The organism is Kitasatospora sp. NPDC001547 (assembly GCF_042894165.1).
Lineage (GTDB): Bacteria > Actinomycetota > Actinomycetes > Streptomycetales > Streptomycetaceae > Kitasatospora.
The window spans coordinates 112,461-135,420 of the sequence record NZ_JBIAVL010000017.1; the positions used below are offsets into that span (position 1 = coordinate 112,461).

The 22,960-nt window shown below is 73.7% G+C and carries 28 protein-coding genes; 18 read left to right on the top strand and 10 right to left on the bottom strand.

Going from position 1 to position 22,960, the window contains the following annotated elements; translation table 11 throughout:
* The first annotated feature begins 51 nt into the window (after positions 1-51).
* The 7 genes from ACFY0X_RS27575 to ACFY0X_RS27605 all read left to right on the top strand — a co-directional run bounded on the left by ACFY0X_RS27575 (position 52) and on the right by ACFY0X_RS27605 (position 4,008).
* Positions 52-285, top strand: a complete 234-nt coding sequence (locus ACFY0X_RS27575; RefSeq protein ID WP_030059940.1) for a helix-turn-helix domain-containing protein — start codon at positions 52-54, stop codon at positions 283-285.
* A 307-nt stretch (positions 286-592) separates the two neighbouring features.
* Positions 593-1,399: an enoyl-CoA hydratase/isomerase family protein gene (locus tag ACFY0X_RS27580; RefSeq protein ID WP_387758472.1), complete on the top strand. Its 807-nt coding sequence runs from the start codon at positions 593-595 to the stop codon at positions 1,397-1,399.
* Between the two features lie 215 nt (positions 1,400-1,614).
* Positions 1,615-2,097: an Asp23/Gls24 family envelope stress response protein gene (locus tag ACFY0X_RS27585; RefSeq protein WP_387758530.1), complete on the top strand. Its 483-nt coding sequence runs from the start codon at positions 1,615-1,617 to the stop codon at positions 2,095-2,097.
* Positions 2,098-2,154: 57 nt separating this feature from the next.
* Entirely contained in the window at positions 2,155-2,346 is a 192-nt protein-coding gene (locus tag ACFY0X_RS27590) for a hypothetical protein (RefSeq protein WP_387758474.1), read from the top strand.
* Positions 2,347-2,375: 29 nt separating this feature from the next.
* Positions 2,376-2,711: a hypothetical protein gene (locus tag ACFY0X_RS27595; RefSeq protein ID WP_387758476.1), complete on the top strand. Its 336-nt coding sequence runs from the start codon at positions 2,376-2,378 to the stop codon at positions 2,709-2,711.
* Positions 2,708-3,364: a DUF6286 domain-containing protein gene (locus tag ACFY0X_RS27600; RefSeq protein WP_387758478.1), complete on the top strand. Its 657-nt coding sequence runs from the start codon at positions 2,708-2,710 to the stop codon at positions 3,362-3,364. The genes ACFY0X_RS27595 and ACFY0X_RS27600 overlap by 4 nt, the downstream gene beginning before the upstream one ends.
* A complete protein-coding gene (locus tag ACFY0X_RS27605) occupies positions 3,361-4,008 on the top strand; it encodes an alkaline shock response membrane anchor protein AmaP (protein WP_387758480.1) in 648 nt (215 codons plus the stop codon). The genes ACFY0X_RS27600 and ACFY0X_RS27605 overlap by 4 nt, the downstream gene beginning before the upstream one ends.
* Before the next feature lie 26 nt (positions 4,009-4,034).
* Here the strand turns inward: ACFY0X_RS27605 and ACFY0X_RS27610 are convergent, their stop codons facing one another.
* On the bottom strand, positions 4,035-4,805 hold the full coding sequence (locus ACFY0X_RS27610) for an SDR family oxidoreductase (protein WP_387758482.1): 771 nt from the start codon (positions 4,803-4,805) through the stop codon (positions 4,035-4,037).
* Between the two features lie 184 nt (positions 4,806-4,989).
* Here ACFY0X_RS27610 and ACFY0X_RS27615 point away from each other — a divergent pair, with 184 nt between their 5' ends.
* Positions 4,990-5,397, top strand: a complete 408-nt coding sequence (locus ACFY0X_RS27615) for a MerR family transcriptional regulator (protein ID WP_387758484.1) — start codon at positions 4,990-4,992, stop codon at positions 5,395-5,397.
* Positions 5,398-5,400: 3 nt separating this feature from the next.
* A complete protein-coding gene (gene trxA / locus ACFY0X_RS27620) occupies positions 5,401-5,733 on the top strand; it encodes a thioredoxin (protein ID WP_387758486.1) in 333 nt (110 codons plus the stop codon).
* A gap of 12 nt (positions 5,734-5,745) precedes the next feature.
* Here trxA and ACFY0X_RS27625 read toward each other — a convergent pair whose 3' ends face one another.
* Entirely contained in the window at positions 5,746-6,543 is a 798-nt protein-coding gene (locus ACFY0X_RS27625; protein ID WP_387758487.1) for an SURF1 family protein, read from the bottom strand.
* A 31-nt stretch (positions 6,544-6,574) separates the two neighbouring features.
* On the bottom strand, positions 6,575-7,570 hold the full coding sequence (locus ACFY0X_RS27630) for a DEDDh family exonuclease (RefSeq protein WP_387758489.1): 996 nt from the start codon (positions 7,568-7,570) through the stop codon (positions 6,575-6,577).
* Positions 7,571-7,695: 125 nt separating this feature from the next.
* On the opposite strand from ACFY0X_RS27630, the gene ACFY0X_RS27635 reads away from it, so the two are divergent.
* The 4 genes from ACFY0X_RS27635 (at position 7,696) to moaA (ending at position 12,116) form a co-directional block, all read left to right on the top strand.
* On the top strand, positions 7,696-8,739 hold the full coding sequence (locus tag ACFY0X_RS27635) for a zinc-dependent alcohol dehydrogenase family protein (RefSeq protein WP_387758490.1): 1,044 nt from the start codon (positions 7,696-7,698) through the stop codon (positions 8,737-8,739).
* 338 nt (positions 8,740-9,077) lie between these two features.
* Entirely contained in the window at positions 9,078-9,434 is a 357-nt protein-coding gene (locus ACFY0X_RS27640; RefSeq protein WP_387758492.1) for a DUF485 domain-containing protein, read from the top strand.
* Positions 9,431-11,050, top strand: coding sequence for a cation acetate symporter (locus ACFY0X_RS27645; protein WP_387758494.1), 1,620 nt, complete (start codon positions 9,431-9,433; stop codon positions 11,048-11,050). Before ACFY0X_RS27640 ends, ACFY0X_RS27645 begins: the two co-directional genes overlap by 4 nt.
* 76 nt (positions 11,051-11,126) lie before the next feature.
* Positions 11,127-12,116 carry a GTP 3',8-cyclase MoaA gene (gene moaA / locus ACFY0X_RS27650; protein ID WP_387758532.1) on the top strand — a complete coding sequence of 330 codons (990 nt, stop codon included), beginning with the start codon at positions 11,127-11,129 and terminating at the stop codon, positions 12,114-12,116.
* A gap of 96 nt (positions 12,117-12,212) precedes the next feature.
* Here moaA and ACFY0X_RS27655 read toward each other — a convergent pair whose 3' ends face one another.
* The 6 genes from ACFY0X_RS27655 to ACFY0X_RS27680 all read right to left on the bottom strand — a co-directional run bounded on the left by ACFY0X_RS27655 (position 12,213) and on the right by ACFY0X_RS27680 (position 18,121).
* On the bottom strand, positions 12,213-12,461 hold the full coding sequence (locus ACFY0X_RS27655) for a hypothetical protein (protein ID WP_387758496.1): 249 nt from the start codon (positions 12,459-12,461) through the stop codon (positions 12,213-12,215).
* 264 nt (positions 12,462-12,725) lie between these two features.
* A complete protein-coding gene (locus ACFY0X_RS27660) occupies positions 12,726-13,109 on the bottom strand; it encodes a DUF3099 domain-containing protein (RefSeq protein WP_387758498.1) in 384 nt (127 codons plus the stop codon).
* 160 nt (positions 13,110-13,269) lie between these two features.
* Positions 13,270-13,818: an RNA 2'-phosphotransferase gene (locus ACFY0X_RS27665; RefSeq protein WP_387758534.1), complete on the bottom strand. Its 549-nt coding sequence runs from the start codon at positions 13,816-13,818 to the stop codon at positions 13,270-13,272.
* A 29-nt stretch (positions 13,819-13,847) separates the two neighbouring features.
* The gene (locus ACFY0X_RS27670) at positions 13,848-15,245 is read right to left on the bottom strand and encodes a metallopeptidase TldD-related protein (protein WP_387758499.1); all 1,398 of its coding nucleotides are present in this window, start codon (positions 15,243-15,245) and stop codon (positions 13,848-13,850) included.
* Positions 15,245-16,798 (bottom strand): TldD/PmbA family protein, encoded by a 1,554-nt coding sequence (locus ACFY0X_RS27675; protein ID WP_387758535.1) that lies wholly within the window; start codon positions 16,796-16,798, stop codon positions 15,245-15,247. The genes ACFY0X_RS27670 and ACFY0X_RS27675 overlap by 1 nt, the downstream gene beginning before the upstream one ends.
* A 177-nt stretch (positions 16,799-16,975) precedes the next feature.
* On the bottom strand, positions 16,976-18,121 hold the full coding sequence (locus ACFY0X_RS27680; protein ID WP_387758501.1) for an MBL fold metallo-hydrolase: 1,146 nt from the start codon (positions 18,119-18,121) through the stop codon (positions 16,976-16,978).
* A gap of 312 nt (positions 18,122-18,433) precedes the next feature.
* On the opposite strand from ACFY0X_RS27680, the gene fabG reads away from it, so the two are divergent.
* Together fabG and fabI are read left to right on the top strand one after the other, a co-directional pair.
* Positions 18,434-19,153 (top strand): 3-oxoacyl-[acyl-carrier-protein] reductase, encoded by a 720-nt coding sequence (gene fabG / locus ACFY0X_RS27685; protein WP_387758503.1) that lies wholly within the window; start codon positions 18,434-18,436, stop codon positions 19,151-19,153.
* A 2-nt stretch (positions 19,154-19,155) separates the two neighbouring features.
* The gene (gene fabI, locus ACFY0X_RS27690) at positions 19,156-19,923 is read left to right on the top strand and encodes an enoyl-ACP reductase FabI (RefSeq protein WP_359911482.1); all 768 of its coding nucleotides are present in this window, start codon (positions 19,156-19,158) and stop codon (positions 19,921-19,923) included.
* 81 nt (positions 19,924-20,004) lie between these two features.
* Here fabI and ACFY0X_RS27695 read toward each other — a convergent pair whose 3' ends face one another.
* A complete protein-coding gene (locus ACFY0X_RS27695; protein ID WP_387758505.1) occupies positions 20,005-20,679 on the bottom strand; it encodes a FadR/GntR family transcriptional regulator in 675 nt (224 codons plus the stop codon).
* Between the two features lie 116 nt (positions 20,680-20,795).
* On the opposite strand from ACFY0X_RS27695, the gene ACFY0X_RS27700 reads away from it, so the two are divergent.
* From ACFY0X_RS27700 to ACFY0X_RS27710, 3 genes are all read left to right on the top strand, one after another.
* Entirely contained in the window at positions 20,796-22,094 is a 1,299-nt protein-coding gene (locus tag ACFY0X_RS27700; RefSeq protein ID WP_387758536.1) for a CynX/NimT family MFS transporter, read from the top strand.
* A gap of 46 nt (positions 22,095-22,140) precedes the next feature.
* On the top strand, positions 22,141-22,263 hold the full coding sequence (locus ACFY0X_RS27705; protein ID WP_387758507.1) for an SGM_5486 family transporter-associated protein: 123 nt from the start codon (positions 22,141-22,143) through the stop codon (positions 22,261-22,263).
* A gap of 124 nt (positions 22,264-22,387) precedes the next feature.
* Positions 22,388-22,915 carry a SixA phosphatase family protein gene (locus ACFY0X_RS27710; protein WP_387758509.1) on the top strand — a complete coding sequence of 176 codons (528 nt, stop codon included), beginning with the start codon at positions 22,388-22,390 and terminating at the stop codon, positions 22,913-22,915.
* Positions 22,916-22,960 lie beyond the last annotated feature (45 nt).

The window sequence follows — 22,960 nt, forward strand, 5'->3', positions numbered from 1 at the left end:
TGGATGGGTGATCATGGGAATCTGACCGAGCAACGCTACGAGGAGGCACGGGTGGCCGAGACTCTGAAAAAGGGCAGCCGGGTGACCGGTGCCGCGCGTGAGAAGCTCGCGGCCGATCTCAAGAAGAAGTACGACTCCGGGGCGAGCATTCGCGCTCTCGCGGAGGAGACCGGTCGTTCGTACGGCTTCGTGCACCGGATGCTGAGCGAGTCCGGAGTGATCCTCCGGGGCCGCGGCGGTGCCACGCGGGGCAAGAACAAGGCGACCGCCGGGGCCGGTTCCTGACGGATCGTCGGCTATTGGCTCGATGACGCGGCGGCAGGGCGCCGACCGAGGAGACGACGGCTGGCCATCAGCCCGGCGTCCGCCCTCGGGTCGTGTGGACCGGCCGCCGATCGTCATGTCCGGGGTTTCGTCCGTCCCCCGTTGATTCGATTCCGTTCGTTTTTCCTTCGTTCTCCATTTCTCCTCGGCCGCGCCCGCCGTCGAGCGCCGCGAGCCCCGTCGATCTTTCCGGTCCGGGGCCCCTGCCCTCGCGCGTCGAGTTTTGTTACTCTCCGGTAGCCAAGTCCCTCGCCACCGGAGGCCCCCCATGACCGCTCCCGCCACCGACCCGCAGGCCCCGAGCTGGGAGCGGGACGGCGTCCGCCTGGAGATCGACGGTGAACTCGCCGTCGTCACCCTGTGCCAGCCGAAGCGGCGCAACGCCCAGTCGCCCGCGCTCTGGCGCGCCCTCGCCGCCGCGGGCCGCGAGCTGCCCGGCAGCGTCCGGGTGGTGCTGCTGCGCGCGGAGGGGGTCTCCTTCTCCGCCGGGCTGGACCGGGCCATGTTCACCCCCGAGGGCATCCCCGGCGAGCCCACCTTCCTCCAGCTCGCCGCCTCCTCCGACCAGGAGCTGGACGACGCCATCGCCTCCTACCAGGAGGCCTTCACCTGGTGGCGCCGCCCGGACCTGGTCTCCATCGCGGTGGTCCAGGGCCACGCCGTCGGCGCGGGCTTCCAGCTGGCCCTCGGCTGCGACCTGCGGGTGGTCGCCGAGGACGTCCAGTTCGCGATGAAGGAGACCTCGCTGGGCCTCGTCCCGGACCTGGCCGGCACCAAGCCGCTCACCGAACTCGTCGGCTACGCGCGGGCGCTGGAGATCTGCGCGACCGGCCGCTGGGTGGGCGCCGAGGAGGCCGCCGCGATCGGGCTGGCCAACCTGGCCGTGCCGGGCGAGGAGCTGGACTCCGCCGCCCGCGACCTCGCGGCGGCCCTGCTGGCCGCTCCGCGCGGAGCGGTGATCGAGACCAAGGCCCTGCTGCAGGGGGCCGCCGGGCGCTCCTTCGACGAGCAGCGTTCGGCCGAACGGGCGGCCCAGGCCCGCCGGCTCCGGGAGCTCGCCGGGATCGGCGACTGACCGTACGGCCACGACGCGGGGCCCGGCCCCGGGGAGACCTCCCCGGGGCCGGGCCCTTTCCCGTGCGCGGAGGCCGGTTCTCCCGTACGGGTGCGGGCGTCGGCGCTCGACGGGCGGGGGACGTGGCGAAATGCCAGAGTTGGGGAGGTTTGCGATATAGCTGGAGCCGTACGACGGGAGAAGCGCCCATGCCTGACACTCCGACGCCCGCGACCATGCACAAGCACACCGGTGCCGCCCCGATCTCCGGTCCGCCGGGTGGCGGCGGCGCCAAGCCGGTGGGGGAGCGCGGCCGCACCGCGCTGGCCGTCGGCGTGGTGGAGAAGATCGCCGGGATGGCCGCCCGCGAGGTCGCCGGGATCCACGCGCTCGGCTCCGGGCTCGCCCGGACCTTCGGCGCGATGCGGGACCGGGTGCCCGGCGGCGGCAAGCCCAGCGTCGGGCGGGGCATCAAGGCCGAGGTCGGCGAGAAGCAGACCGCGATCGACATCGCCCTGGTGGTCGAGTACGGCGTGGTCATCCCCGAACTCGCCCGCCAGGTGCGGGAGAACATCATCAACGCGGTGGAACGGATGACCGGGCTGGAAGTCGTCGAGGTCAACATCGCGGTCAACGACGTCCACCTCCCGGACGAACCGGAGTTCGAGGAGGAAGAGGAGCCGGTGGCCGCGTCCGGGCAGCGGCCGAAGCTCAAGTAGCGCGTCCCGAACGCGGGTTCGGGTCCGACGGGGTAGCGGGAGACGAGGGAGTAGCGGATGAACCTGGCCATCGTCGGCCTGGTGGTGGGTATGGCCCTCGGCTTCGCCGGGTACTTCGGCGGGTTCGCGGCCTTCCTGCTGGTGGCCGCGCTCGGGCTGGTCGGCTTCGTGATCGGACGCCTGCTGGAGGGCGACATCGAGCTGGGCGAGCTCGGGGACCTGCTCCGCGGCCGTGACCGGCGCCGCTGATGGCGGGCTCCGCGTCGGCTCCGGCCCCGGTGTCCGGTCCGGTCCCCGCGCCGGGGCGTCGCGGGCGGCTCCGGGTCGCCGACCGGGTGTACGCCCGGATCGCGGCCCGGGCCGTCCGGGAGGTGCTGGCCGAGGCCTGGCCCGCCGGACGGGCGAAGGGGGCGCCGCCGCACGTCTCGGTGGCCGTGCCGGGGAGCACGGTGACGGTCCGGGTGGTGCTCGAACTGCCGTTCCCCTCCGACATCGCGGCGCTGGCCGCGGCGGTGCGGGCGCGGACGGCCGAACGGGTGGCGGGGCTGACCGGGGCGAGGGTGTCGGAGGTGGTCGTCGTGGTCGAGAAGCTGGTGACGGGGAGCGCCCGGTGAGCGAGGAGGTGCCCGGACCGGAGGCGGCGCCGGAGGGCCGGCGGGGGAGGGTGCGACGGCTACGGGCCCCGCGGACGGCCGCGGCGGCGCTGGTGGCGACCGGGGTGCTGGTGGTGGCGGGGGCGCTGCTGTACGACGTGGTCGCGGTGCGGGCCGGGCACTCGGCGCGGCGATGGCGGGCGCAGCTCGCGGACGAGCTGGCGACGCGCCACCTCGACGACCTGGCGGTGCTGGTGGGGGCCGGCGCGGCCACCCTGCTCGGCGGCTGGCTGCTGTGGCTGGCCGTCACGCCCGGGCTGCGGCGGTGGCTGGTGCTGCGGCCGTACGGGGGAACGACCGCGGCCGTCGACCGGGCCGGGGTCGGGCACCTGCTGGCGGACCGGGCGGCGGGCCTGGACGGGATCGACCACCTGCGGATCAGGGTCGGGCGGCGGCGGGTCCGGATCTCGCTGATGGGAGTGGCGGATCCGGCGCTGGTGCAGCGGCAGCTGCGGGACGAGCTGGAGCGGGTGGGGTTGGGGCGGCCGCTGCGGCTGGACGTACGGATGGCGCGGGGGGCCGCGGCCGCGGTGGCGGAGGAGCCGGACCCGGGGGCCGGTCCGGGCGCTGCGACGGGTGCCGGGACGGCCGGCGGTGAGGGGGCGGCGGGGTGACGCGCACGGTCGTCAACCGGGTGCTGCTGGGGGTGGTGGGGGCGGTGCTGCTGGCGGCCGGGGTGCTGGTGCTGGCGGGCGGGCTCGACCTGTACCGGCGGCTCGGCGTGCACCCGCCGCACTGGTGGCCGCTCACCTCGCCCGACCAGCCGGTGGTGAGCGGGCGTTCGCGGGGGCGCTGGGTGGCGTCGGCCTGGTGGTGGCCGACGGTGATCGGCGGGCTGGCCGTGCTGGTGGCCGGGACGGCGTGGTGGCTGGTGGCGCAGCTGAGGCGCACCGGGCTGTCCAGCATCGCGGTGCCGACGCCGGGGGTGGGCGGGCTCCGACTGCGGGTCGGCGCGCGGGCGCTGGAGGAGGCGATGGAGGACCGGACGGTGGAGCTGCCGGAGGTCGAGCGGGCCGGGGTGCGGCTGGTGCGGGCGTCCGGCCACCCGCGGTTGCGCGGGGCGGTGCGGTTGTGGCCGGGCGGGGACCCGGCCGCGCTGGTGGAGCACTTCGAGGACGGGCCCCGGGCGGACGCGTGCGAGAGCCTGCGGCTGGCGGAGCTGCCGGCCGAGCTGCGGATCCGGGTCCTGCAGGCGGCCTCCGCCGAGCCGCGGCACGGGCGGGGCCGACGGGGGCGGAGGCGGCCCAGGGTGGAGTAGCGGGGCGGGCCGGGCGGCGGCGGGCGTCAGAGGGTGCGCAGGGCGCCGCCGTCGACCGGGACCATGAGGCCGGTCAGGTAGGAGGCGGCGGGGGAGAGCAGGAAGGCGGCGACCTTGCCGAACTCCTCGGGGGTGCCGTAGCGGCCGAGCGGGATGCCGGCGCTGGCCTGGGCGCGGGCGGCGTCCGGGTCCGGCGCGAGGCCGTCGAGCTCGCGGACCCGGTCGGTGTCGATCCGGGCCGGGAGCAGGCCGACCACCCGGATGCCGCGCGGGCCGAGCTCGTCGGCGAGGCCCTTGGCGGCCATCGCGAGACCCGGGCGCAGGCCGTTGGAGATACCCAGGCCGGGGATCGGCTGGCGGACCGAGCTGGAGAGCACGAAGCCGATCACCCCGCCGTCGCCGAGGGCCGCGGCGGCGGCCCGGGCGATGCGCAGGGCGCCGAGGAACACCGACTCGAAGGCGTCGCGCCAGGCGTCCTCCGGGGTGGTTTCGACCGGGCCGGCCTGGGGGCCGCCGACGCTGATCAGGACGCCGTCGAGCCGGCCGAACCGCTCGGTCGCCTCCCTGACCAGCCGATCGGCGGTGCCGGGGTCGGAGTTGTCCGCCACCAGGCCGTGCGCGGTGCCGGGGCCGGCCAGGGCGTCCAGTTCGGCGACGGCCGCGTCCACGGCCTCCTTGCTCCGGCCGCTCACCAGCACCCGGGCGCCGTCGGCGGCCAGCTCCCGGGCGGCGGCGAAGCCGAGGCCGCGGGTGGCGCCGGTGACGACGTATGCCTTGTCCTTCAGTCCGAGATCCATGGGGACATCCTGCAGGGTGCCGGCGGGCCGGGGTAGCGGAGGGGGTCGTCGGACGGAGGCCGACGGGCGTGCGGACCCGGGGACGGCTGCCGGTGTTCCCCCGGCCGCTGGCATTGACGTGGGTGTCAAGGTCTACCGTCGTTCCGGCGGCGCGCGCAGGCGCGCCGGGAGGAGCGGGTTCAGCATGCGGATCGGGGAGCTGGCGGAGCGGGCGGGGACGACCACGCGGGCGTTGCGGTACTACGAGCAGTTGGGACTGCTGCCGGCCCGGCGGGCGGGCAACGGGTACCGGGCGTACGACGAGGGGGACCTGCGGCTGCTGCGGGAGATCCGGACGCTGCAGGACTTCGGGTTCGGCCTGGAGGAGACCAGGCCGTTCGTGGAGTGCCTGCGGGCGGGGCACCCGGAAGGGGACTCGTGTCCGGCGTCGCTGGAGGTGTACGAGCGCAAGCTCGCCGAACTGGACGACTGCATCGCGCGGCTGCGGGAGGCGCGGGCGCGGGTGGCCGGGCAGTTCGAGCGGGCGGTCCGGGCGCGGGACGACCTCGCTGCCTCCGAAGGATCACCACGGTGTGAACTGACGAAGGAGTAGACGATGGTGCGGATCGCAGGGGTGCCGGCGGTGACGGACGACACGTTCGCCGCGGAGGTGCTGGCGGCCGAGGGGCCGGTGCTGGTGGACTTCACGGCCGACTGGTGCCCGCCGTGCCGGATGATGGCGCCGGTGCTGGCGGACATCGCGCGGGAGGAGGCGCACCGGCTGCGGGTGGTGAGCCTGGACGTGGACCACAACCCGCGGACGCAGGCGGCGTACGGGGTGCTGTCGATGCCGACGCTGATGGTCTTCCGGGACGGGCAGCCGGTGCGGTCGGTGGTGGGCGCGCGGGCGAAGGCCCGCTTGCTGCGGGAGCTGGACGACGTGCTGTAGGGCCCGTCGGCGCTACGCCGGCACGGCGTCGAGCGGCACCTCGGCCTCGGCGGCCTGCTTGGCGCGGTCCCTGGCCTCGCGGCGGGCGAGCACCCAGACGCCGACCGGGATCATCGCGGTGAACAGCCACCACTGGACGGCGTAGGCCATGTGCGGGCCGATGTCGGAGTGGTTGGGCTCGGGGATCAGCTGGGGCTGGTCGGCCGGGGCCGGGGTGGTGCCGGTGAGTTCGAGGTAGCCGCCGAGGAGGGCGGCGCCGGTCAGCCTGGCCTGCTCGTCGGTGTTGATCAGGTTGAACTGGCGGTCCGGCAGGCCGGTGCGGTCCTTGATGCCGCTGCCGCCGTACGTCTCCTCGGCGCGCATCCGGCCGGTGAGGGAGACCTCGCCGGCCGGGGCGGCCGGGACGGGCGGGTACTCGGTGGCCCCGCTGCCGGAGGCGACCCAGCCGCGGTTGACCAGGACGGTGCCCTTGCCGTCGGCGAGCCGGAAGGGGGTCACGACGAAGTAGCCGATCGTCCCGTTGGAGTCGGTCCGCTTGCGGACCACGAACTCGTGTGCCGGGTCGTACTGTCCGGTGGCGGTCGCCGCGCGCCAGGTGAGGTCCTTGGGGACCGCGAAGCCGGGGGTCGGCGACAGGGTGTCGAAGGGGACGGGCGCGGCCGTGAGGGCCTGGCCGATCAGCTCGTTCCGGGCCACCCGGGCCTCGTGGCGGTGCAGCTGCCAGAACCCCAGCTTGATCGTCGCGGGGATCAGCAGCAGCGCGACCAGCATGGTGATCAGCCACTGGCGGGTCAGCAGAAAACGGTACACATGGGAACGGTACGCCGACCTCACAACCGGCTCACGCACCGGGGTGCGGGGCGACCTCGCGCAGCAGCTGGAGGAAGGCGTCCTCGCGGACGATGGGCGTGCCGACGTCACGGGCCTTGCGGGCCTTGCCGCTCCAGCTGTCCGGTTCGTTGGTGACCAGCAGGCTGGTGAGGCGGCTCACCGAGGTCGCGATGTGCAGGCCGGCCTCGACCGCGCGGTCCTCCAGGACCTCGCGGTCGGTGGCGGTGTCGCCGGTGATGGCCACCCGCATGCCCTGGACCAGCGGCTTGCCGTCCTCCCAGCGTCCCGGGTTGGGGTACGGGCAGGGCGGCCGCTTCCTGGCCTGGCGGTACGAGTTGCCGGTCCAGGTGCTGCGGCCGGGCGCGGCGGGTTCCTCCTCGCCGAGGTCGGTGACCGCGACGCACTTCTGCAGCGGCAGCGGCACGCCGCCGTCGCGGGCGAGGTGGAGGCTGGGGCGGAAGGCCTCGGCGAGCACCCGGGCGTCGTCCAGGGCGTTGTGGGCGTGGCGCTGCCGGACGCCGAAGTGGGCGGCGAGCGAGGACAGCTTGCCGTTGGGCAGCGGCAGGCGCAGGTCGCGGGAGAGGACCATGGTGCACAGCCGGTGCTCGACCGGGGCGCGCAGGCCGGCCCGGGAGAACTCGCGGGAGATCATGTTCCAGTCGAAGAGCGCGTTGTGCGCGACCAGGACGCGGTTCTCCAGGCGGGTGGCGAACTCGTCGGCGATCTGCGGGAAGGTCGGGGCGGTGGCGAGCAGTTCGGCGGTGAGGCCGTGGATCCAGACCGGCCCCGGGTCCCGCTCGGGGTTGACCAGGGTGTACCAGTGGTCGACGACGTCGCCGTCCGGGTCCAGCTGGTAGACGCCCGCCGAGATGACGCGGTCCGAGCGGCCGAGACCGGTGGTCTCGACGTCGACGACCGCGAAGCCCCCGGTGGGTGCGGCGGAGCGCTGCGCGGGGACCGGTGCGGTCCGCGGCGCTCCGTACGTCTCGGGCTGGATCGGTTGCATGGTCCAACAGGATAAGGGGCCGGACGGGTGGCTCCGGCCGGAATGTTCCGACCGACCGCCCGGAATAGAGTGGTCGGCGGGGGTGTCGTACACCTGGTCGATATCGTTCAGTTAAGGAACAGCGCATGCGTGCCACCGTGATTCACGGCCCCAACGACATCCGGATCGAAGAAGTCCCGGACCCGGTGATCCAGCAGCCGACGGACGTGGTGCTCCGGGTGGTGAACGCCTGCATCTGCGGCAGCGACCTGTGGGCCTACCGCGGGGTGGCGCAGCGGGTGGCCGGGCAGCGGATCGGGCACGAGTTCCTGGGCGTGGTCGAGGAGGTCGGCGCCGAGGTGCGCGGCTTCGCCAGGGGCGACCTGGTGGTCGCGCCGTTCGTCTGGTCCGACGGGACGTGTGACTTCTGTCTCGAGGGCCTCCAGACCTCCTGCCCGCACGGCGGGTTCTGGGGGCAGGTCGGTTCGGACGGCGGCCAGGGCGAGGCGGTCCGGGTGCCGTTCGCGGACGGGACGCTGGTGAAGCTGCCGAAGGAGGCGGCGGGCGACGAGAAGCTGCTGCCCGGGCTGCTGGCGCTGTCCGACGTGATGTCGACCGGGCACCACGCGGCGGTCTCGGCGCGGGTGCGGCCCGGCTCGACGGTCGCGGTGGTCGGCGACGGCGCGGTGGGTCTGTGCGGCGTGCTGGCGGCGCACCGGCTGGGCGCGGGCCGGATCATCGCGCTGGGCCGGCACACCGCCCGTACCGAGCTGGCCGTGCGCTTCGGGGCCACGGACGTGGTGGCGGAGCGCGGCGAGGCAGCGGTCGAGGCGGTGAAGGAGCTGACCGGCGGTCAGGGCGCGCACGCGGTGCTGGAGGCGGTCGGCACCGAGGAGTCGATGCGGACGGCCATCTCGATCGCCCGGGACGGCGGCGCGGTGGGGTACGTCGGGGTGCCGCACGGCGGCAGCGCGGGCGTCGACATCGGCCAGATGTTCGGCCGAAACGTTTCGCTGAACGGCGGCGTCGCCCCGGCCCGCGCGTACATCCCCGAACTGCTGCCGGACGTGCTCTCGGGCGCCATCGAGCCCGGTCTGGTCTTCGACCGCACCGTCGACCTGGACGGCGTCCCGGACGGCTACCGCGCGATGGACGACCGCTCGGCCCTGAAGGTGCGGATCGCCTTCTGACGCCCCGGCCTCCCGGCCGCCGGCCCGTGCCGCCACCCCCGCCCGGGGGCGCGGCACGGGCCGGTCGCGTTTCCCGGTGCCGTTTCCCGATGTCGTTTCCCGAGGGGTCTCCCGGTGGCGGTGGGACCCGGGACCGTGTGCGGCGTGGTGCCAAGATGGGATGTTTTTCGGCCAATCGGATGGTGCGAGGGGGCGAACGGTCGACTGATCGCGATCAACCCCTTCCGGGGCGGGCAGGACGCTCCTAGCATTGCGCGGCGCGCACCAGACGTGTGACGCCCCTCACGTTCGATCGTTCCCCCCGTGTGACTAATACGCCGAAGGAGTGAGGAGACAGCGTGGATTCGCCGCCGCTCACCACCGCCGCCACGGAAGCCCAACTCATCGACGACAGCGATGAGTTCAGGAAGCTGCGGCGCTCGTTCCGGAGCTTCGCCTTCCCGGTCACCATCGGTTTCGTGCTCTGGTACCTGCTCTACGTGCTGCTCTCCTGCTACGCCCCGGGGCTGATGCGCACCAAGGTCCTCGGGCACGTCAACCTGGCCCTGGTGCTCGGGCTGCTGCAGTTCGCGACCACCTTCGCCATCGCCGCCTGGTACGCCCGCTACGCGGACCGGCGGATCGACCCGTCCGCCGCGGCGATCCGCGAGGCGCACGGCGCCGTCGTCCACGCTCCCCGGGAGTCCGCCGAATGAGCCTGCTCGCCAGCTCCGCCACCGAGCACCGCGGCCTGACGATGACCCTGTTCGGGGTCTTCGTCCTGGCCACCCTGGTCATCACCGTCCGGGCCGGGCGACAGAACCGGAGCGCCTCCGACTTCTACGCCGGCGGCCGCGGCTTCACCGGCTTCCAGAACGGCCTGGCCATCTCGGGCGACTACATGTCCGCCGCCTCCTTCCTCGGCATCGCCGGGTTGATCGCGCTCAACGGCTACGACGGCTTCCTCTACTCGATCGGCTTCCTGGTCGCCTGGCTGGTCGCGCTGCTGCTGATCGCCGAACCGCTGCGCAACTCCGGCCGGTTCACCATGGCGGACGTGCTCGCCTTCCGGATGCGCCAGCGCCCGGTGCGCACCGCGGCCGGGGTGTCCACCATCGTGGTGTCGATCTTCTACCTGCTCGCCCAGATGGTCGGCGCCGGGGCGCTGGTGGCCCTGCTGCTGGGGGTCACCGGGGACGGCGCCAAGCGCTGGACCATCCTCGCGGTGGGCGCCCTGATGATCATCTACGTGGTGATAGGGGGCATGAAGGGCACCACCTGGGTGCAGATCGTCAAGGCGGTGCTGCTGATCGTCGGCGCCGCGCTGATGACCGTCCTGGTGCTCGCCAAGTACCACTTCAACCCCTCGGAGCTGCTCGGCGCGGCCGCCTCCGCCAGCGGCAAGGGCGCGGCCTTCCTCGAACCCGGGCTGAAGTACGGCGCCAGCGACACCTCCAAGCTCGACTTCATCAGCCTGGGGATCGCCCTGGTGCTCGGCACCGCCGGACTGCCGCACATCCTGGTCCGCTTCTACACCGTGCCCACCGCCAAGGCGGCCCGGAAGTCGGTGCTCTGGGCGATCGGCATCATCGGCGTCTTCTACCTGATGACCCTGGCCCTCGGCTTCGGCGCCGCGGCACTGGTCGGCCGCAGCGGCATGGTGGCCGTCGAGGGCAAGACGCCGTCCGGGAACACCGCGGCGCCGCTGCTCGCCGAGCAGCTCGGCGGCGGGGCCGGCACCACCGGCGGGGCGGTCATGCTCGCGGTGATCTCGGCGGTCGCCTTCGCCACCATCCTCGCCGTGGTCGCCGGTCTCACCCTGGCCTCCTCGGCCTCTTTCGCCCACGACCTGTACGCCAACGTGATCCGGCGCGGCAGGGCGAGCGAGCGGGAGGAGGTGCTCTCGGCGAAGTGGGCCGCGGTCGCGATCGGCGCGGTCTCCATCGTGCTCAGCCTCTACGCGGGCAAGCTCAGCACCGCCGCCCTGGTCGCGCTGGCCTTCGCGGTGGCCGCCTCGGCGAACCTGCCGACCTTGCTCTACTCGCTGTTCTGGAAGCGCTTCACCACCACCGGCGCGGTCAGCTCGGTCTACGCCGGCCTGGTCTCCTCGGTGGTGCTGGTGGTGTTCTCCCCGGTGCTCTCCGGAAGCGACAAGTCGCTCTTCCCGCACTCCGACTTCCACTGGTTCCCGCTGGAGAACCCCGGGCTGGTCTCCATTCCGATCGGCTTCCTGGCGGGCTGGATCGGCACCCTGCTGTCCGGGGAACGACCCGACCCGGCGAAGTACGCTGAACTGGAGGTCCGCTCGCTGACCGGACTGGGCGCCCACTGATCGTCCCGCGATGACTATGCTGGCCCGGCCCGCCGTCACGGTGGCCGGGCCGGTCGCATCTCGGGGAAGGACGCACGTGCTGCTCGACACCTTCGGACGACAGGCCGTTGACCTGCGGGTCTCCCTCACGGACCGGTGCAACCTGCGGTGCACCTACTGCATGCCGGAGGAGGGCCTGCAGTGGCTGGCCAAGCCTGACCTGCTGACCGACGAGGAGATCGTCCGGCTGGTCACCGTCGCGGTGCGCGACCTGGGCGTGCGCGAGGTCCGCTTCACCGGCGGCGAGCCGCTGCTGCGCCCCGGACTGGTCGCCGTCGTCGCCGCCTGCGCGGAGCTGGAGCCGCGCCCCGAGCTCTCGCTGACCACCAACGGCATCGGGTTGGCCCGTACCGCGACCGCGCTGCGCGACGCCGGGCTCGACCGGGTCAACGTCTCGCTGGACACCCTCGACCCCGAGGTGTTCCACACCCTCACCCGCCGCCACCGCCACCAGGACGTGCTGGACGGGCTGGCCGCCGCCGAGGCCGCCGGGCTGGCGCCGGTGAAGCTGAACGCGGTGCTGATGCGCGGGGTCAACGACCACGAGGCGGCCGACCTGCTGTCGTGGTGCCTGGAGCGGGGCTACGAGCTGCGCTTCATCGAGCAGATGCCGCTGGACGCCCAGCACGGCTGGGACCGCTCGTCGATGGTCACCGCGACGGAGATCCTGGAGCTGCTGCGGGCCCGCTTCGAGCTCACCCCCGAGCCGTCCGCGCGCCGGGGCGCGGCACCCGCCGAACGCTGGCTGGTGGACGGCGGGCCGGGCCGGGTGGGCGTGATCGCCTCGGTCACCCGCCCGTTCTGCCGGGCCTGCGACCGCACCCGGCTGACCGCCGACGGGCAGGTGCGCAACTGCCTGTTCGCGACCGGGGAGACCGACCTGCGCACCGCGCTGCGCTCGGGCGCGGACGACGTCGAGCTGGCCGCGCTGTGGCGGGCGGCGATGTGGGGCAAGAAGGCCGGGGCCGGGATCGACGACCCGGAGTTCCTCCAGCCCGACCGGCCGATGTCCGCGATCGGCGGCTAGGCCGGCGCCCCGGGCGGCCGTCCGGCGGCTCGGCGGTCAGGCCGACGTCCGGCGGTCAGGTCGGCGCCCCGGCGGCTCTGCCGGCCGTCCCGGCGGTCAGGCCGGCTTCTCGGAGTCCCCGGTGCCCTCGGCGTCCTCCGGGGTCCAGTCGGCGAAGGCGACGACCTCCTTGAGGAAGCCGCGCACCCCGAGGAACTGGGACAGGTGCTCGCGGTGCCCGTCGCAGGCGAGCCAGGTCTTGCGGCGGTCCGGGGTGTGCAGCTTGGGGTTGTTCCACACCAGCACCCAGCCGGCGTCCGCCCGGCAGCCCTTGGCGGAGCAGATCGGCGTCTGCGGGGTGTCCATCGGGCCGTCCTCAACGATTGGCGGGTACGTCTGCACCGCCAGTCTGTCACGCCCGCGCGGGCCAGCCGGATCCGGGCATGGCGACGCCGGGCAGCCACGGGGGGAGCCGCCCGGCGTCGGTCCGTCGCTCCGACGGGGGATGCGGAGCGCGTACGCAGTATGTCACGCCAAGACCCTCGGATGGGGAGGTCTTGCATGATTAATCTGAGGTTCTTCTGAGCTTTCGCCGAGCCGAACGGGGGTGAAGCGACACGAAACGGACGGTCAGTCCACGTCCTGTGAAGGATCGGTGGGAACCGCCTCCGCCTCTTGCGCACCGGCCTTCGCGCCCGCCCCACCCGTCCCACCGGGGCCGAGCATCAGCGGGGTGTCGAGCGGGATGTCGAAGGTGCTCGGCAGCCCCGGGGCCCGCTCCCGGCCCGCGTTGGCTATCAGCACCGCGAAGTACGGCAGCAGCACGGCGCCCGCCAGCGCGGCGAACGCCAGCACCCGCTGGACGTCCCACAGCACCACGGCGAGAAGCACGCACGCCGTACGGGCCAGCATCGAGATGACGTAGCGGCGCTGGCGCCCCCGGACGTCCTCGGTGAGGCTGCTGCGCGCACCGGTGATCCGGAAGACCTGCCCGCCGTCGGCACTCTTGCCCATGTGTCCTACCGCCCTCGTCACGCACCCCCGCGCCTGGCCGCGCGGCCTCCTCACGGTACGCCCGGACACGGGCGGCGACGAGACCGGGTGGGCCGGACCCACCCGGTCGGGTACGCGAAGGGCCCTGTCCGGCGGAGCGGACGGGCCCTTCGGGTCGCGGTTACGAGCGCCGGGAGAGGTACTGCGGGGGTACGGCGTCGGTCAGCCAGACGCCGTTCTCGCTGAGCCGGAACTCGTGGCCGGCCGCCGTCATCGCCGCCGCGTTCACGGTCAGCACCACCGGACGGCCGTGCCGGGCGCCGACCCTGGTCGCCGTCTCGGTGTCCGCCGAGAGGTGGACGTCCTGGCGGGCCATCGGGCGCAGGCCCTCGTCGAAGATCGCCGCCAGGTGCCGGTCGGCGGTGCCGTGGTAGAGCACGGGCGGCGGCACGGCGGCGGCCAGGCCGAGGTCGACCGCCACCGTGTGGCCCTGGTTGGCGCGGATCGAGAGACCGTCCGGCGAGTAGCCGAAGCGGCGCTTGTTGTTGCTCGCCACGACGTGGTCCAGCTCCGCCCGGGTGAGCGGCCGGCCCCGGGCGGCGAGCGCGGCGAGCAGCTCGTCGACCCGGACCCAGCCGGCCGCGTCCAGGGAGACCCCCACCAGCCCGGGCTCGTGCCGCAGGATGCGCGACAGCATCTTGCTCGACCTGACCAGGCGCTTCTCGTCCATCATGTCCCTCGTCCCCCGTCGGTCAGTGGCTAGGAGGCCTGGCTGACCGAACTCATGTTGAAGTCCGTGACTCGCACGGGCGGCATCGCGGTGCGGGTGACGTCGTCACTCCACTCGCGGGGCAGGCAGCGCTCGGTGCGGCCCACCTCGGTGATCCGGTTCAGCAGGTCCACCGGGGACTCGTTGAACCGGAAGTTGTTGACCTCGCCGACGACCTCGCCGTTCTCCACCAGGTAGACGCCGTCCCGGGTGAGGCCGGTGAGCAGCAGCGTCGCCGGGTCCACCTCGCGGATGTACCAGAGGCAGGTGAGCAGCAGGCCGCGCTCGGTGCGGGCGATCATCTCGTCCAGGGTCGGCGCGGACTCCTGGTCGGCCGTCTCCAGCACGAGGTTGTCGATCGCCGGGCGCAGCGGCAGGCCGGTGAGGGCGGCCGCGTGGCGGCTGGTGATCAGGTCGTTCAGCACGCCGTCGCGGATCCACTCGGTGGCGGCGATCGGCTGGCCGTTGTCGAAGACCGAGAAGTCCCCGCCGGTGGAGTGGGTGAGCACGAACGGCGCGGCCTCCAGGCCGGGCTCGTGCGGGTCGGAGCGCAGCGTCAGCGGCAGGGGGCTGAGCTTCTCGCCGATCCGGGTGCCGCCGCCGGGCTTGGCGAAGACCGTCCGGCCCTCCTGGGCGTCCCGGCCGCCGGAGGACCAGTTGAGGACGATCAACAGGTCGGCGACGGCCGAGGGCGGCAGCAGCGCCTCGTAGCGCCCGGCCGGCAGCTCCACCTTGCGGGCGCCCCAGCCGAGCCGCCTGGTCAGCTCGGCGTGCAGGGCGGTGACGTCGACGTCGGCGAAGTCCCGGGTGGCGGCGCCCACCCAGGCCGAGCCGGACGGGTCGGCGGACTTGGCGTTGATCTCGACCATGCCGGTGGGCTGGTCGTGGCGCAGCCGCAGGCCGGTGGAGCTGCCGAGGTAGCTGGAGGTCATCTCGTGCCGGGCGAAGCCGTACAGCAGTTCGCCCTGGGCGGCGGCGCGGGCGAAGGCCTCGCCGAGGGCCGGGCCGAAGGCGTCGAAGACCTCGATGGAGGTCACCGCGGGCGGTTCGGTGAAGTCCGGCGAGGCGGGCCGGCCGGCGATCAGCGGCTGGGCGTCCTCGGCCGGTCCGGCCGCGCGGGCGGCCTCCTCGGCGGCCCGCACGAGGTCTTCCACCTCCTCCGCGGTGACGGCCTCGCGGGAGACCACGCCGGAGGCGGTGCCCTCGGCGCCGGCCACGGTGGCGATCACGGTGAGGCGGCGGCCGCGGGTGACGCCGTTGGTGGTCAGCGCGTTGCCGGCCCAGCGCAGGTTGGCGGTGGACTCCTCGTCGGCGATCACCACGCAGCCGTCGGCGCGGGAGAGGCCGAGTGCCAGCTCGACGAGTTCGTGGGGCTGCTTCGCGGTCATCAGTGACCCGCCTCCTGCTGGGTGTTGAGCACGTTGACGTTGCGGAACAGCGCCGACGGGCAGCCGTGGCTGACCGCCGCGATCTGGCCGGGCTGGGCCTTGCCGCAGTTGAAGGCGCCGCCGAGGAGGTAGGTCTGCGGGCCGCCGACCGCCGCCATCGAGCCCCAGAAGTCGGTGGTGGTCGCCTGGTAGGCGAAGTCCCGGACCTGGCCGGCGAGTTCGCCGTCCTTGATGGCGTAGGCGCGCTGCCCGGTGAACTGGAAGTTGTACCTCTGCTGGTCGATCGACCACGAACGGTCGCCGACGATGTAGAGGCCGTTCTCGACCTGGGCGAGCAGGCCCGCGGTGTCCGGGCCGTCGGCGGCCGGCTGGAGCGAGACGTTGGCCATCCGCTGCACCGGGACGTGCGCGGGGGAGTCGGCGAAGGCGCAGCCGTTGGAGCGCTCGAAGCCCTTCAACGCGGCGATCCTGCGGTCGAGTTGGTAACCGACCAGGACGCCGTCGCGGACCAGGTCCCAGGACTGGGTGGCCACGCCCTCGTCGTCGTAGCCGATGGTGGACAGGCCGTGCTCGGCGGTGCGGTCGCCGGTGACGTGCATCAGCTCGGAGCCGTACCTGAGCGAGCCCAGCTGGTCGAAGGTGGCGAAGGAGGTGCCGGCGTAGGCGGCCTCGTAGCCGAGCGCGCGGTCCAGCTCGGTGGCGTGGCCGACCGACTCGTGGATGGTCAGCCAGAGGTTGGTCGGGTCGAGGACCAGGTCGTAGCGGCCCGCCTCGACGCTCGGCGCCCGCATCTTCTCGGCCAGCAGGACGGGCAGTTCGGCGAGCTCGGCGTCCCAGTCCCAGCCGGTGCCGGTGACGTACTCGTAGCCGCGGCCGACCGGCGGGGCCAGGGTCTGCATCGAGTCGAAGGCGCCGGTGCGCTCGTCGACCGAGGTGGCCTCCAGGTCGGAGTGCACCCGGATCCGCTGCTGGGTGGTCACCGTGCCGGCGGTGTCCGCGTAGAACTTGTTCTCCTGGACGGTCCGCAGCGCCGCCTGGACGTGCGAGACGCCCTCGGCGGCCAGCAGCCGGGAGCTGCGCTCGGCGAGCAGCGCGGTCTTCTCGGCGTCCGGCACCTCGAAGGGGTTGACCTCGTACGAGGAGACCCAGGTGACGTCCCGGTACACCGGCTCGTCGGCCAGCTCGACCCGCTCGGTGGAGCCGGCCGCCCGGCCGATCCCGCCGGAGAGGCGGGCCACCGCGACGGCCTGCTCGGCGACCCGGGCGGCCGCCTCGGGGGTGAGGTCCACGCCGGCGGCGAAGCCCCAGGCGCCGTCCAGCACCACCCGGACGGCGAAACCGAGCCGCACGCTGTCGGAGGTGCCGGCCGGCCGCGCGTCGCGCAGCCGCCAGGAGGCGCTGCGGATCCGCTCCAGGCGGAAGTCGGCGTGGCTCACGCCCAGTTCGCGGGCCCGGGTGAGAGCCGCGTCGGCGAGGGGGCGCAGCGGCAGGGCGAGGAACAGCGGGTCGACGGCGCGCCCGTTCGGCGCGCCGGAGCGATCGGCCGGAGGGATCGGAGGCAAGCGGGCTCCCAGGTCACGGAGGGTGGTGGTGCGGCGCCACAGGGGCGCCCGCACCGCATCATTTCCCGTCCACCGGGTTTCCGGCCAGCGCATTTCGACCGGTGCGCCGCGGTTCTGGCCAGGACGGCCCCCGCCGGGTCCCGCCCCGCCGGGGGCCGGTGCGGGCCGTCAGCCGACGGCCTCCCACCAGCCGTCGAGCTCCGGCGGGTTGTCGACGTCGACCCGCTCGCCGGGGCGCGGCACCGCCAGCGGGACGGCCTGGTCCTTGGCGGCCTTGACCAGCCGCTCGATCGGCTCGGCCCAGGGGTGCAGGCCCAGGTTGAAGGTGCACCAGTGGACGGGCACCAGCAGGCCGGCGGTCAGGTCCCGGTGGGCGAGGACGGCGTCCTCGGGGGTCATGTGGATGTCCGCCCAGGCCGCGTCGTAGGCGCCGATCTGGACCAGCGCGGCGTCGAACGGGCCGTGCTGCTCGCCGATCCGGGCGTAGCCCTCGAAGTAGCCGGAGTCGCCGGTGTAGAAGACCCGGCGGTTCGGGCCGGCGACCACCCAGGAGCCCCACAGGGTGGTGTTGCGGGTCAGCCCCCGGCCGGAGAAGTGGTGCGCCGCGGTGAGGGTGAGCACCAGGCCGCCCAGGGTGCAGGTCTCGTCCCAGTCCAGTTCGATGATCCGGTGCTCGGGGACGCCCCAGCGGCGCAGGTGGGCGCCGATGCCGAGCGGCACCGCGAACGGCGCGGACTGGCTGCGCACCAGGCGCTTGACCGTCGCCATGTCCAGGTGGTCGTAGTGGTCGTGCGAGATCAGCACCGCGTCGACCTGCGGCAGCTCCTCCAGCTCCACCGGCACCGGGTGCAGCCGCTTGGGGCCGACGTGCGCGGCGGGGGAGCAGCGGTCGCTCCAGATCGGGTCGAGCAGCACCCGGAAGCCCTCGACCTCCACCAGCACCGAGGCGTGCCCGTACCAGGTGACCTCGACGCCCTCGGCGGCCGGCCCGGGCGGGGAGGCGGGGCGGACGGTCGGCACCGGGTGGGCGGGGACGCGCCCGGCCCGCTCGAACAGCATCCGGCGGGCGGTGGCGCCGTCGAAGCCGGGCGCCCCGGCGGTGCGGGCGAGCGTGGAGGGCGCGTTGTGGAAGACGCCGTCGCGGTACTGCGGGGAGTTGCGCACCCGCTCCTCGCGCTCGCCGTCCGGCCGCCGCCCGAACGCCGCGGGCAGGTCGCGCAGCGACCACGCGGCCGCGCCCAGGCCGGCCGCCAGGGCGGTGAGGGCCAGCAGTCGTCCGCGCCGGGGGGTGCTCCCGGGCCGTGCCTTGGTCATCCGTTCTGCCTTCGTCGCTCGCCGGGACGGTAGGGGATCGGTACGGCAGGTCCCGGGCCGGCCCGCACCACGGGGGCAACGGGTGCGCCCGTCCGTGTGGTTCCCGTACAGTCGCCCCGATCCGGGCAGCGCCCGGGCCTGGGCGGTGTCCGCGGCCGGGGCGGCCGGGGTGGCCGCGGATTGTCGGATTGCGACAGATCCGCCGGTAAGGCGCTGTGGGAGCCCGATGCGCCGCCGCCGCCGACCGCCCGATAGCGTCACACTGCGTACGCATTCCGACGTACGCGCTCACACACGGAGAGAGGTGGATCGTTGAGCCGCTCGGTTCTCGTCACCGGAGGAAACCGGGGCATCGGCCTCGCGATCGCCCAGGCCTTCGCCGAAGCGGGCGACAAGGTGGCCGTCACCAGCCGCTCGGGCGAGGTGCCCGAGGCGCTGGCCAAGTACGACGTCCTCGCGGTCCGCTGCGACATCACGGACGCCGCGCAGGTCGACGCCGCCTTCACCGAGATCGAGCAGAAGCACGGTGCGGTCGAGGTGCTGGTCGCCAACGCGGGCATCACCAACGACACCCTGCTGCTGCGCATGACGGAGGAGGACTTCACCTCCGTCGTGGACACCAACCTGACCGGCACCTTCCGGGTGGTCAAGCGCGCCTCGAAGCTGATGATGCGCGCCCGGAAGGGCCGCGTCGTGCTGATCTCGTCCGTGGTGGGCCTGTCCGGCTCCCCGGGTCAGGCCAACTACGCCGCCTCCAAGGCCGGCCTGGTCGGCTTCGCCCGGTCGCTGGCGCGCGAGCTCGGCCCGCGCAACATCACCGTCAACGTGGTCGCCCCCGGCTTCGTCGACACCGACATGACCGCCGTGCTCAGTGACGAGCGCCGCGCGGAGATCGTCTCGGGCGTGCCGCTGGGCCGCTACGCGGCGCCCGCCGAGGTCGCCTCCACCGTGCGGTTCCTCGGGTCGGACGAGGCCGCGTACATCACTGGAGCCGTCATTCCCGTCGACGGCGGATTGGGCATGGGTCACTGATCATGAGCGGAATCCTCGAAGGCAAGCGGATCCTGATCACCGGTGTGCTGATGGAGTCCTCCATCGCCTTCCACACCGCCAGGCTCGCGCAGGAGCAGGGTGCGGAGATCATCCTCACCGCCTTCCCGCGCCCGAGCCTGACCGAGCGGATCGCCAAGAAGCTGCCGCACCCGGTCAAGGTGCTGGAGCTGGACGTCTCGAACCCGGAGCAGCTGGCCGGCATCGCCGACCAGGTCCGTGAGCACCTGCCGACCCTGGACGGCATCGTCCACTCGATCGGCTTCGCCCCGCAGGACGCGCTGGGCGGCAGCTTCCTGGACACCCCGTGGGAATCCGTGGCCACCGCCATGCACGTCTCGGCGTACTCCCTGAAGTCGCTGACCACGGCCCTGCTGCCGCTGATGCAGGACGGCGGTTCGGTGGTCGGCCTGACCTTCGACGCGCAGTTCGCCTGGCCGCAGTACGACTGGATGGGCCCGGCCAAGGCCGCCCTGGAGTCGACCAACCGCTACCTGGCGCGCTACCTGGGCGAGCGGGACATCCGCTGCAACCTGATCTCGGCCGGGCCGATCGGCTCGATGGCCGCCAAGTCCATCCCGGGCTTCGGCGACCTGGCCGACACCTGGAACCACCGCTCCCCGCTGAAGTGGGACCTGAGCGACCCGGAGCCGGCCGGCCGCGGCATCGTCGCGCTGCTGTCGGACTGGTTCCCGAAGACCACCGGCGAGATCATCCACGTCGACGGCGGTCTGCACGCCATCGGCGCCTGACGCTCCGCCCGTACGCCGCTGCCCGGCACCCCTCCTCGGGGGTGCCGGGCAGCGGCGTTTGCGGCTCGCGCGGGCGGGCGGTCAGGCCTCGGCGGTGGCGCAGGCGCCGATGGCGCGGCCGGCCTCGACCGAGGCGCGCTGGGCGTCGCCGGCCCGGATGGCCTCCAGGATGGTGTGGTGGCCGATGTAGCGCTCGGCGATCAGCTCGGGGCCGACGTCGTGCCGCAGGTGCTGGCGGGTGACCTCGCCGAGGTCGGCGTAGACGGCGAGCAGGACGTCGTTGTGGGAGGCGGCCACCACGGCCTGGTGGAAGGCGGCGTCGGCCTGGACGAAGTCCTCGGCGTCGCCGGAGTGCCAGGCGGCCTCCCGGCGGGCCAGCGCGCCGTCCAGCAGCTCCAGGTCGCGGGGGGTGCGGCGGTGGGCGGCGAGGCCCGCCGCCGAGGTCTCCAGCGCCGCCCGCAGCTCGGCGACCTGGCCCTGGTCGGCGTCGGCGAAGCGGCGGTGCATCACCCCGGCGAGCTCGCTGGTGGCCAGCACGTAGGTGCCGGAGCCCTGTCTGATGTCGAGCAGGCCGTTGTGGGCGAGGGCGCGGACGGCCTCGCGGACGGTGTTGCGGGCGACGCCGAGCTGCTCGACCAGGGCGGCCTCGGTGGGGATGCGCGAACCGACCGGCCACTCCCCGGAGGTGATCTGGGCGCGCAGCTGGGCGATCACCTGGTCTGACAGCGGGGTGCGCCTCGGCGAGGACAGCGCCACGGGGGACTCCTTGCGACTACGGCTCGGGTGGGGCCTGGGTGGGAGGTGGCCGGAGGATGAACGGTCGGCACATCATGCCAATTCCAAGGTGCATCAATTCATCCCATCATTCTATGATGCTCTCCATGTCCGTAGCAGAGACCACCGCTTCCGCCCGGACGGAGGGCCGGCCGCCGCGCGCGGAGCAGCCCGCCGCCTCCGGCTCCGCCAAGTACCTGGGCTGGCTGTTCGCCGTCGCGATCGCCGCCGCCGCCGTCAACCTGCGCCCCGTGGTCACCAGCCTCGGGCCGCTGCTCGACCAGGTCCGCGACGACCTCGGGATGAACCCGACGCTCGCCGGGCTGCTCACCGCCGTCCCGTCGCTGTGCTTCGCGCTGTTCGGCTTCGCCGCACCGGCCGCCGCCCGCCGGATCGGCCCGATCGCGGTCGTCACGGCCGGGATGGGCGCGATCACCGCGGGCGTGCTGGCCCGCTCCTTCGCCGGCGGCACGGCCGTGTTCCTGCTGCTCACCGCGCTCGCGCTGGCCGGTGTCGCGGTCTCCAACGTGCTGCTGCCGGTCGTGATCAAGCGCTACTTCCCGGAGAAGGTCGGTCCGATGATCGGCCTGTACTCCATGGCGCTGTCCGCCGGCACCGCGCTGGCGGCCGCCGTCACCGTGCCGCTGACCAGCGCGCTCGGCGGCGACTGGCGCTACGGCCTCGGCGTCTGGGCCGCCCTCGGCGCGCTCGCCCTGGTGCTCTGGCTGCCGGTGCTGATCGCCAGGCGCGAGCGCGGCGAGCGGTCGGGCGGCGCCGCCGTACCGGTCAGGCTGCCGATCACCCGCAGCCGTACCGCCTGGGCACTGGCCTGCTTCTTCGGCTTTCAGGCCACCGGCGCGTACGTGGTGATGGGCTGGCTGCCGAAGATCTTCCAGGACGCCGGCATCGACAAGGGCACCTCCGGGGTGCTGCTGGCGGTCACCATGGTGATCGGCGTGCCGGTTTCCTTCGTGCTGCCCAACCTGGCCGCCCGGCGCGGCGACCAGCGGCTGTTCGTGGTCGTGCTGGCGGCCTGCGGGATCGCCGGGTACACCGGGCTGGCGCTCGCCCCGGCCGGCGCGTCCTGGGTCTGGGCGGCCCTGGTGGGCCTGTCCAACTGCGCGTTCCCGCTGGTGCTGACGATGATCGGCCTGCGTGCCCGGACGGCCGGCGGCGTCGCGCAGCTGTCCGCCTTCGCCCAGGGCGTCGGCTACCTGATCTCCATCCCCGGCCCGATCCTGATCGGTCGGCTCTACGACGTCACCGGCGAGTGGTACCTGCCGCTGGGCTTCCTGGCGCTGCTGCTGGTGCCGCAGATGCTGTTCGGCCTGCGGGCGGCGCGCGCCCGGCACATCGAGGACGAGGCGGTGCACCCGGCGGAGCGCGCCGCGGCGTGACGCCCCGGCGGCCGGCGGGTGTGTTCGGGATGGGAGAATTCCGGACATGCCCGTTCTCGACCCCAACCCCACCGACGGCCGCAAGCAGCTCGGCCGCATCGCCCTCGCCATCGCCGCCATCGTGGTGCTGGTGGCGATCATCGCCACCATCGCCCCCAACCTGGACTGACGGACGCCCGTACGCCGCCCGGCGCCCAGGTGAACGGGGCGGTGGCGACACTCCTCGTCCCTCGGAGTGGCGGCATCCGGGAGCGTCGCGCCACCGGGCCGCTTTTCTGCCAAGCTTGCTGGGTATGAGCGCCGACACGCCCCGCAGGATCATCGTTCTCCGCCATGCCAAGGCCGACTGGCCGGACGGCGTGGACGACCACGACCGGCCGCTGGCCGACCGGGGCCGCCACCAGGCCCCGGACGCCGGCCGCTGGCTGGTCGACTCCGGCATCAACCCCGACTACGTGGTCTGCTCCACCGCGCTGCGCACCCGCGAGACCTGGAAGCTGGCGGTGCACGAGCTGCCGCACCGGCCGCAGAAGACCGTCTACGAGGAGCGGGTCTACGAGGCCAGCCCCGGCGAGATCATCGCCGTGCTCCAGGAGACGCCCGAGGAGTACTCGGACGTGGTGCTGGTGGGCCACAATCCGGGGGTGCTGGGGCTGACCCAGGTGCTGGCCGGGGACGCGGGCGACCCGGACGCGCTGGAGCGGCTGCGGCTCGGCGGCTTCCCGACGGCGGCGATCGCGGTGCTCAGCTTCCGCGGCTCCTGGAAGGGCGTCGAGCCGGGCGCGGCCGAGCTGGTCTCGTACCACACGCCGCAGGAGTGATCCCCGGAACTGACCCGAAGGGCGCGCGGAGCTGATCCGCGCGCC